At 41.8% G+C, this 9500-nt stretch carries 7 protein-coding genes, 1 rRNA gene and 2 pseudogenes; 5 read left to right on the plus strand and 5 right to left on the minus strand.

Annotated features, from left to right (window positions below; all coding sequences use genetic code 11):
- Positions 1-327: 327 nt before the first annotated feature.
- Both A4S05_RS44370 and A4S05_RS31395 read left to right on the plus strand, forming a co-directional pair.
- Positions 328-477, plus strand: a pseudogene (locus A4S05_RS44370) (hypothetical protein); the annotation flags it as partial.
- Positions 478-919: 442 nt separating this feature from the next.
- The gene (locus A4S05_RS31395) at positions 920-1156 is read left to right on the plus strand and encodes a DUF4327 family protein (RefSeq protein ID WP_069073690.1); all 237 of its coding nucleotides are present in this window, start codon (positions 920-922) and stop codon (positions 1154-1156) included.
- A gap of 513 nt (positions 1157-1669) precedes the next feature.
- Here the strand turns inward: A4S05_RS31395 and A4S05_RS31400 are convergent.
- Positions 1670-2023, minus strand: coding sequence for a hypothetical protein (locus A4S05_RS31400; RefSeq protein ID WP_069073691.1), 354 nt, complete (start codon positions 2021-2023; stop codon positions 1670-1672).
- A gap of 303 nt (positions 2024-2326) precedes the next feature.
- Between A4S05_RS31400 and A4S05_RS31405 the strand changes: the two genes are divergently transcribed.
- From A4S05_RS31405 to A4S05_RS43800, 3 genes and pseudogenes are all read left to right on the plus strand, one after another.
- On the plus strand, positions 2327-2935 hold the full coding sequence (locus tag A4S05_RS31405) for a TetR/AcrR family transcriptional regulator (protein WP_218107998.1): 609 nt from the start codon (positions 2327-2329) through the stop codon (positions 2933-2935).
- A 552-nt stretch (positions 2936-3487) separates the two neighbouring features.
- A complete protein-coding gene (locus A4S05_RS31410; protein ID WP_069073693.1) occupies positions 3488-4393 on the plus strand; it encodes a CDF family zinc efflux transporter Cdf31 in 906 nt (301 codons plus the stop codon).
- Positions 4394-4557: 164 nt separating this feature from the next.
- Positions 4558-4692: pseudogene (locus tag A4S05_RS43800) on the plus strand (IS4 family transposase); the annotation flags it as partial.
- A gap of 122 nt (positions 4693-4814) precedes the next feature.
- Here A4S05_RS43800 and A4S05_RS31415 read toward each other — a convergent pair.
- The 4 genes from A4S05_RS31415 to rrf all read right to left on the minus strand — a co-directional run bounded on the left by A4S05_RS31415 (position 4815) and on the right by rrf (position 9414).
- Complete coding sequence (locus tag A4S05_RS31415) at positions 4815-5216, minus strand: response regulator (RefSeq protein WP_069073696.1); 402 nt, start codon at positions 5214-5216, stop codon at positions 4815-4817.
- Positions 5217-5957: 741 nt separating this feature from the next.
- The gene (gene guaA / locus A4S05_RS31420; protein ID WP_069073694.1) at positions 5958-7580 is read right to left on the minus strand and encodes a glutamine-hydrolyzing GMP synthase; all 1623 of its coding nucleotides are present in this window, start codon (positions 7578-7580) and stop codon (positions 5958-5960) included.
- Positions 7581-7804: 224 nt separating this feature from the next.
- Complete coding sequence (gene cbiD / locus A4S05_RS31425) at positions 7805-8920, minus strand: cobalt-precorrin-5B (C(1))-methyltransferase CbiD (protein ID WP_069073695.1); 1116 nt, start codon at positions 8918-8920, stop codon at positions 7805-7807.
- Between the two features lie 376 nt (positions 8921-9296).
- Positions 9297-9414 (minus strand): 5S ribosomal RNA (gene rrf / locus A4S05_RS31430).
- Between the last annotated feature and the right edge of the window lie 86 nt (positions 9415-9500).

Genomic DNA, 9500 nt, shown 5'->3' on the forward strand with positions numbered 1-9500 from the left:
AGATCAATTTCTCATTGTTATCTCGTTCCTATGCTCTGCATAGGAATGCCTGATTAGAGGCTCTGCTTCTAGCCAGATATTGAGTCAGAGACTCAATGAATGCATTCCCAGCCGGAGACTGGGAACAAGGAAATGCTTATCAAGCTAGGTTTTTAGGACTTGTGTGTACACCGTAGCTCCGAGTTGGAGAGGGAGAGGCTAGAACTAAAGTTCAAAACAGGGAGAAGATCGTCAATGCAAAAAGGTAGTAGAAGCACCAACTTTTTTATGTAGATGCATAAATGCTACTTGTCTCAGGCTACGAATTAGTATTACTCCACCCTTTTACAGATGTTTTTCAAAATAAACCTATGTAATATTAGTGCTGAAAATAACCAAGTGATTACTGCCTTACTTAAGAAATTGTTAACAGATGCTAAGGTAAAAGGCTTAGTAGTGTACTTTAGCCGTTATGTTTTGCAACAGTTTATACCCTAGTATCTGACAAATATTCTTGTGTTGTTTACCCTTAGATGAATACCAGCAGTTCTAAACCTAGCTTTAAGGTGATTATTTGATATGTGAGCGATGCCTGCGGCGGGCTACGCTTACGTGAGATCAACTCTTCTCACCCACCAAATCTTGCCTAAATACAGTGATGGCAAGACTTTCAGACTTGTGGCATCAAAGCCATACAGTTACAGATGCAGGTTAAGTTAACTACTTGGAATTTTTTTTGTAAAGCGGATTTTTGAGAAATGTCAGGATTTGTTGACTTTCTTAACATTTCTTGAGATTATTTTAGGATGTGTAGCGTCAAAATAAAAATAGTTCCGTATAGCAAACTACAAAATCCTAGCCACAAGTCTAATTTCTGTAATGTTTGTTCCTAATTATTAACGGGAACACTATCGTAAGTGTTAATTTGTGAGTAAAAACCATGAGTGTGAATACGGTGCCTTCTATCAATTACTACTCTCTAGATGTGATTCAAGACGAAGCACGCCGACTGGTGCAAAAGGGAATGATTAGCCGACAACAGCCAATATATACCCTTTGCCAATACATCCCAGCGAGAGAGTGGGTTTGCGTTGAATGTGAATTAGAGAAATGTGACTTTTTGTTGCGCGATCGCATTGGCGATCTAATTGGTCGTGAACAGTGGGACAACGACTAAATCAATGTTTGATTTCGGATTTGGGATTGGGAGCTTATTTTCGATGTGTGGATGTCACCATCAACGATTAGACGCCCAATTTGGGGGATAATCTCTGTTTTTTCATGAGCATTGCCCCATACAGAATCTTGCGTTTTTCATTAACACAGAAGTATTAGAGTCTGAATTTATACAACTTTTCAAGTTAAAGAAGGCATCAGAACCATTTGTTCTGTCCATCTGGTGTCACAGCTTGAGTCTAGTATGTAAATTCTGTGAAGTTCCTACATTGAGCCGATAGAAGTGTAGGAACTTCACTTTTGACTCATAATTCATTTCATCGCTTAGTTGAGGGAAGCGTCAATCTACTTGCTCTTCAAAGCCAAAATCCGTCTTAAAAAGTTTGCTGACTAGGGCTAACGGACACCAACGTGAACCTCCGCAAGCAACTGGCTCAACTCTGAAAAAATCCAAAATTTGTATAGTATTTTTTAAGAAAAAATCTTGAAAAGCATAGCAAAACCATTTCAACAATTATTCTACTTGCTCTAAATACTGATTAATGTCTTCAATGATGCGAGTAAGTTCAGCTTCCGTAGTCAAGCGGATGTTGACGTTGCGGACAGTCAGCAAAACTTTGGCTGCGAATGGCGTTGGCCAGATATTAGGATTACAAAAAACTTCTAAAAATACTTCACCCGTATAACGATATTCCAAGGGAGGCTGGGGAGTGACTCTACCGCCGCCAGGAGTGGGTTTAGTGGCGATCGCTTTCAGGCGCTCCATCAGTTGATCCGTCGCTGTCTTTAATTCTCGTGCTGCTTGGGGTGAAAAACTGAAGGAGACTGAACCTTCAATTAAATTCAATGTTAGAGGAATTGAAGACATATCTTTTTTATTAAAACTTCTTGATAAGTACTGATATTACCGGAAGAAGGGGCCTGAATCCCACTCTGATGTTTCCCTGTGTCTGATTCAATAAACCACTAGTACAGCTTGGCGTAATTCGTAATGACGCTCCTACGTTGCGATCGCTGCTCCTAGACCGCGTGAGCCACCTGTTACCAATGCCACCTTACCTGTAAGTTTTTTGGTGCTCATAGTCTTCTTCTGTCGTTATAGTTTTGTATCGTATGGTATAGATATAAAGCATGGGGGTAAGCCTGTCAAGAAACTATTATACTGATGAGTATGAAACAGGAAAAAGCCACTGCGGCGATGGGCCGACCCCGCGAGTTCGATACCGATGATGCACTCAATCGTGCAATGCACGTGTTCTGGCGCAAGGGCTATCTAGGCACATCCCTCTCGGATCTGACCGAGGCTATGGGCATCAATCGTCCGAGCCTTTACGCTGCCTTTGGAAACAAGGAATCTTTATTCCGGAAAGTGCTTGATCGCTATGCCGACGGGCCGTCAGCCTATCTTCGTGAGGCTCTCAAAGAGCCGACCGCCCGCCAGGTCGTCGAGCGGATGATATATGGAGTCGTTGACCTGGGAACCGATCCGCGCAATCCACCGGGATGTCTCTGGGTTCATGGCACGCTTTCATGCGGAGATCCAACCGATCCGATCCGGCAAGAATTGTCCGCACGCAGAGCGTCAAGCGAAGCTGCCCTGCGTAATCGTTTCGAGCGGGCGATTTCGGAGGGGGATTTGCCGGCCGATTCCGATCCAGATGCTCTCGCCCGCTTTGTCATAACGGTCAATTGTGGAATCTCAGTTTTGGCGGCGACCGGAGCCCCCAAGGTGGAACTACTACGGGTAGTGAAGACAGCGTTGCAAGCGTGGCCGGAGTAGGACAATACCTATTTAGATCCTCAAATGTTGACCCTTTTCTGAATAAATTGCGGGCTTTTTTATCCTTATGAAGTAGTAAATAAAACTCATTAAGCTCGTCAGTTATTCGGAGTAAATACAGACAAGTATAGTGATCATAATATCTTTGAATACAATTCGATATGACCTAAGTGGATATATAGGAATTCGCTTTGATTTCTGAACGAATTTGCGTAGACAGGCAATAGGCAATAGGCAACAGTCAAGAAGGCTTCTTAGTTGTACTGAGTTTTTTCAGAAATCAAATATGAGTCCTATATGAGGAAGAATATTAATTAAAATATTCCTAGAATTAATGCTAAAAATACGCTGTTATTTGTAAATATATTACTAATGCCCATCGAGCTTGTAGCTGTTGTTAGTTATAAAGACTCTCAACAAATTAGCATAAAATATAGAGACTCCAGAGATATTTAGTTCTTACTGCGTAAGACTTTGATACACTTTATTTGTGTTTATTTGTATTTTGAGGTCTACATTAGAAGTCATAGAACTTGATGTGATAAATTATCTATGACTTACGATAACCGTGGCGAAGTACAAAAGGTTTTAATTATTACTCTACTGCTCAACCTGTTTGTACTGGCATTAAAAGCAGTTGTAGGCTACTGGACAGGTTCTTTGAGTTTGCTAGCTGATGCCTTGCATAGTGTGACAGATAGCGCCAATAACGTTTTAGGATTAATTGCGAGTAAATTTTCTTCTCCACAACCCGATCGCGAGCATCCCTACGGACACAGCAAGTTTGAAGCAGTGGGAGCTTTAGGAATTGCCTCATTTTTAGGAATAGCCTGTTTTGAAATTCTGCAAGGAGCAATCGAACGAATTCTCAAAGGTGGTGGTGAACCTGTAAGAATATCGCCACCTGAGTTGTGGTTATTACTAATTGTGCTGGGTGTGAATATTTTTGTGGCGTTTTACGAACGCGCTGTTGGTAAACGGGTAGGTAGCTCAATTCTCATAGCTGATGCGACACATACCATGAGCGATATTTGGGTGACAATCTCTGTAATTGGCGGATTGATAGGAGTTTGGCTAGGTTATCAATGGATGGATTTGGTGTTAGCTTTTCCTGTCGCCTTGTTGGTATTTTGGAGTGGTTGGTCAGTTTTAAAAGAGAATTTACCTTGGCTTGTGGATCAAATGGCGATCGCACCAGAAGCAATACATGCGATCGCTACTTCTGTTCCAGGTGTAATTAACTGTCATGCGATCGCTTCTCGCGGCGTTCTTGGTCGTCAAGTATTCATCGAAATGCATTTAATAGTAGATGCACCAGATGTAGAAACCGCTCACCACATAACCGAAGAAGTAGAAAGCCAATTAGAAGAACGGTTTCGTCCAGTGAGGATTTTAATTCACGTCGAGCCACCAACGTATAAGTCTGAGCAAATTAGCTTTGAAACTGGAGCAAAATAGTCTCTAGCAGTTTTCAACTATGCGAGTTTATTTAAAAGATTAAATAACACAGAATTTAATGCAATACAGTTCAGATAAGACCAAAACTTTGTAGAGACGGCGATTTATCGCGTCTCGAAAACCCAAAATTTTTGTCAATAGCCCTTAACTGAACCGTATTAGAATTTAATGTAGATATTTCTACTTTTTCCAAAGCAAATTATCACCGCAGTCAAAAACCATTTCAAGAAAATTATCATAAATTGAATGAGTTTGTGCAGAAGATAACTCACAAGAAATTACATGATAAATACACTATTTTATAAATATTTCAAGCTTTTTGATGACAGAATTGGTGTTTCAAGTTTCCTCAAGACTGCAATCGCACCTTTTTAACTACTCCTGACGTAAATAACAAATAACAAGTCTATGCATCTTTGTATTAACTCTTATAAGAAGCAACCAAATTTGCGACGATCGCAACTAATTCTCCTGGATCAACTGGTTTAGCGACATGAGTCTGAAAACCTGCTTCGAGAGCACGGCTACGATACTCGCTATCACCATAGGCAGTTAAGGCGATCGCGGGGAGCTTTCCATAAATATCATTCAGCGCCCGGATCTTGCGGATGAGGGTGTATCCATCTTCACCAGGCATAGCAATATCACAAATCAAGACATCTGGTTGCAACTCAGGTAGTACATTCAATGCTACCGCTGCCGATGCAACTGCCATGATGGTTGCTCCATCAGCTTCCAATACGGTAGTAATGTAAAAGCGGCTATCGTCATCATCATCAACTACGAGGATGTTTAAGCCAGCAAGGGGGAGAGGAGGTTCCATGACATCTCTATTAACGTTGATCAAATGAAAGTTATTTCTAATGAGCTGCTTGTTTTTTCTCAGTAACCACACCATTGGTAATTTTACTGCGATCGCGCCTACTTTTCTAGACAATAATTTAATTTGTCTAGTTACCATCTAATTGATGGTTCATTGTTCGCTGGTATTTATAATTATTGACTGGATAAAATTATGTTGGTGTTTAAATTCCTTTACATTTAAAAATTAACTTTAACGAATAGTTGGAATTCAAGAATAATCTTGGTAATTACTCACTGCTTTATTACTAACAAGTTTGGATTTTGATCAAAGCTTTTTAAAATTAAAAGTAGTAAAGTTACTTAAAATTTAGCAAATACGGGATTTTGCGACATTCTTGCTCTTAGTAAACCGAAATTCAAAAAAATAGACAATGCCGAGGCTTAAAAGGAGTCAGGGCGGCATTGCCATTTTGAAATACAGCAGGATTCAGAAGTATACTAATACACCGTGACGGAACTTTGGCTACATTTAATCAGTTGCTCAAGTAGGGGCAATTCATGAATTGCCCCTACTTGTCTGCTTAATTGAGATGGTAGCTGGATTTACGCCGTGCTGTAATAGGCTTTATACCTGGCTCTTGAGTTGAAAAGGTTTAACTGATTAACTTGCAGACTACTATATATGAAACTAATCTACTGCAAGGGATCTAAACCATAGCCAAGAGTGATGAACTTTTAGTTAAGTCAACTCAAAACTTGATTATTCCCATTCAATAGTTCCAGGCGGCTTAGAGGTGATGTCATAAACCACCCGATTTACTCCTTTCACCTCATTCACAATCCGAGTGGAAATCACTTCCAAGACATCGTAAGGTACTCTTGCCCAATCAGCAGTCATACCATCTTCACTGGTAACAATCCGCAAAACAATGGGGTAAGCGTAAGTACGTTGATCCCCCATAACGCCAACACTGCGAATTGGCAGCAATACAGCAAATGCTTGCCAGAAATCATGATACATACCGCGTTGGTTAATTTCTTGCCGGACAATCAAATCGGCATCACGCAAAATATTTAACCGCTCAGATGTAACTTCGCCCAAAATGCGAATTGCCAAACCAGGCCCAGGAAAAGGTTGCCGTTGGACAATTTCTTCTGGTAAACCAATAGAACGCCCAACTTTGCGGACTTCATCTTTAAATAGTTTCCGCAGTGGTTCTACCAACTTAAATCTTAGGTCTTTGGGCAAACCGCCAACATTGTGATGGCTCTTAATTTTCACCGCTACCCGCTCACCAGTTTGGGGATCAACGTTGGTGTCAGCAGATTCGATAACATCTGGATAAAGAGTCCCTTGAGCCAAATAGTCAAAGTGACCAAGGCGTTTGGATGTTTCCTCAAATACAGCAATAAATTCGTGTCCGATCCGGCGGCGTTTTTCTTCAGGATCGGTAATATCAGCAACTCTAGCTAAAAAGCGATCGCGGGCATTAACATACTCTACAGGAATGTGAAACTGCTCTTGGAACAGCTTTACCAATCGCTCTGGCTCATACTTTCGCATAAAGCCTTGATCGATAAACACGCAAGTCAGTTGTTCACCAATGGCTTTATACAGCAAGAACGCTAGGGTAGAAGAATCCACTCCACCAGATAGCGCCAACAGCACTCGCTTTTCACCAACTCTGGCGCGAATTTCTTGAATTGCTTCTTCGACAAAAGCCGCTGTTGTCCAAGTGGGTTCGCAATCGCAGATATGGTAGACAAAATTACGGATTAATGCTATTCCGCCAAGAGAATGCACCACCTCTGGATGGAACTGAACACCGTAAAGTTTCCTTTCGTGGTCAGCAATGGCAGCACAGGGAGTATTTTCTGTATGTGCCAGCAATTCAAACCCCGATGGCATTTGGATAACTGAGTCTCCGTGACTCATCCACATGGTGGTACCATCTTCGACGTTGGTGAGCAAATCTGTGGGATCATCAATATATAATGATGCTTTGCCGTACTCACCTCGATCAGCCTTTGCCACTTCGCCACCGAGTTGGTTCACCATCAGCTGCATCCCATAGCAAACACCCAAAATGGGTATTCCCAAATTCCAGATTTCTGGGTCACAATGGGGAGCGTTATCACCATACACCGAACTCGGCCCACCGGAGAGGATGATTCCCTTGGGATTGAGTTGGCGCAATTGTTCAGAAGTAGTGCGATAGGATAAAACTTCAGAGTATACTTGAGTCTCGCGGATGCGACGGGCAATCAACTCAGAATATTGGGAGCCGAAGTCCAGAATTACAATCAATTGGCGATCAAGCCGCCCAAAATTTTCCAATGTTTGGGGCGCTTGTTCTGTTGGTAGAGTCACCGCTGTATTCATGACGGGAGTGTTATGTCTGTTAAGGATAGATGCTTTGTGGTCTATAGTGATGCTATTATTCAGCCTGGTTAGGCTGATAATGGTATAAAAGCCCTAGACAAACGCGAGGTTATGTGCGCTTGTCTAGTCCCGGAGTCGGAGATGGTATTAAAACGATAAACTTACCCTAGAGTGGTTACTTAAAAGATTATTTATTTGGATTGTTTACGATTATTCATAATAAATTAACATAATTTTCCCATCAACAGACGAGCAGTTTTACTCTTCACAATAATTTTGCGATCGCGATCAAAGAGGATAGAGCCACAGACTGTAGTTCCTGTGCCCTTTTGGCTATGGCTTTGGATGTATTCTTGGGAACGAACATCGATGGTTTCGGCGATCGCACTGTAAACTTGATTTACCCAATCACTGCCAGTTGCAGCATCTAGCGATTTTAGATATGTTAGTGCTGCTTCGGCGGTAGCACTATTAAACACAGCTTGGATATCTGGTAATTTTAAACCTGCGATCGCACAGTGTGCTGCCAAAATTTCCCGTCGTCCATCAGCCAAGTAATGATGAGTGTGAAAAATCCCTCCTGCCAGTTTCATCAGTTTACCGTGATAGCCAAATAATAAGATTTCTTTCACACCCAGCACATCAGCTTCTACTAACATTGGGCCGAGCCAGTTAGCCGTTTTGACTAATTGTTCAGGATTAATCCCTAGTTTACGCGCTAAATCTAAGCCATTTTCGCCGATACAGAATATTAAACTCTCAAAACGACTGGCTTTATTTTGTAATTCCGCCCGAAAAACTGCAAGCTGATCTGGTGTACTTAAGGGTTGAGAAATGCCTGTTGTGCCTAAAAGGGAAAGTCCTTCAACTACACCAAAAGCAGAATTTGAAGTTCTAACAGCAAGCGATCGCCCTTCGGGTAGAATAATCGTCACCGTGATTTTTTCCCTCGGTGCTAGCATCCGTTGCAAATTTTCTTGCAACAGCCTTTGAGCATAAGCATAAATGGCTGGCTTGTCATCAGCATTTAATTGCCTACCAATCCCTTCCCCACCTTTAATAATTACTGCATCATCACCCTGTTCTCGCCATTCCACCAATGCCCAAATCGGTGTATTTTTAGTCAGGTCAAGATTATCACCGGGATCGCTGCGAGCGATCGCTAAAGCTGTACTATCAGATAGTCCTGCGACCTGTTCAATGGGGATTTCTGCAATTTGAGCGGGTTCAATTAAATCTACAGATGCTAAAGTTAGGGATTGGCGATTGTGTAACCAGTGTAAAGCTGCAACAGCAGCAGCGCAAGCAAAGACGGGAAGTGTGTATCCAGAACGGGACATTTTTTAAATTCAAAAGTCAAAATAATTCTTCAAAAATAAAAACAGTTTCACATAACAATTTAGACCCATCTCTAGCTTGCTTCCTTCAGGGTAAGGTAAACTTAAGCCGACACAGATTGCCCTCATATTCTTACCAAATAACCTCTCCACGTTCGGCTACAACGCCATATTAACCATCTCCTCATCTTGCCAGTAAACATATTTTTTGGTTGTCATAGGGTGAACGAACGACTTATGAACTTCTCCAAGTATGCCAACCATCTTATCAAACAGGGACAAACAGCATTTGATCTTAATTACATTGCCAATACTAAAAATTCAGGGTAAACAAAAGCCCCAAGCAATCATAATTGCTTGGGGCTTGTTGAAAAATAGAACCTGGCATCGAGCTATTTTTGCGTAGGGCTACCCCTAAACTATCGTTGCCGCAGCAGCGTTTCACCTCTGAGTTCGGGAAGGGTTCAGTGTGGTTCCACCGCGCAATAGACACCAGGAAAACTTGTTGGGTCAGAGACCCTGAAGACTGCAAGTAACGCGAATTATTAGTTGACCAAATGAGTTGTGAGGTCAAGCCCTCGGT

The sequence above is a fragment of the Nostoc sp. KVJ20 genome (genome assembly GCF_001712795.1).
Lineage (GTDB): Bacteria > Cyanobacteriota > Cyanobacteriia > Cyanobacteriales > Nostocaceae > Nostoc.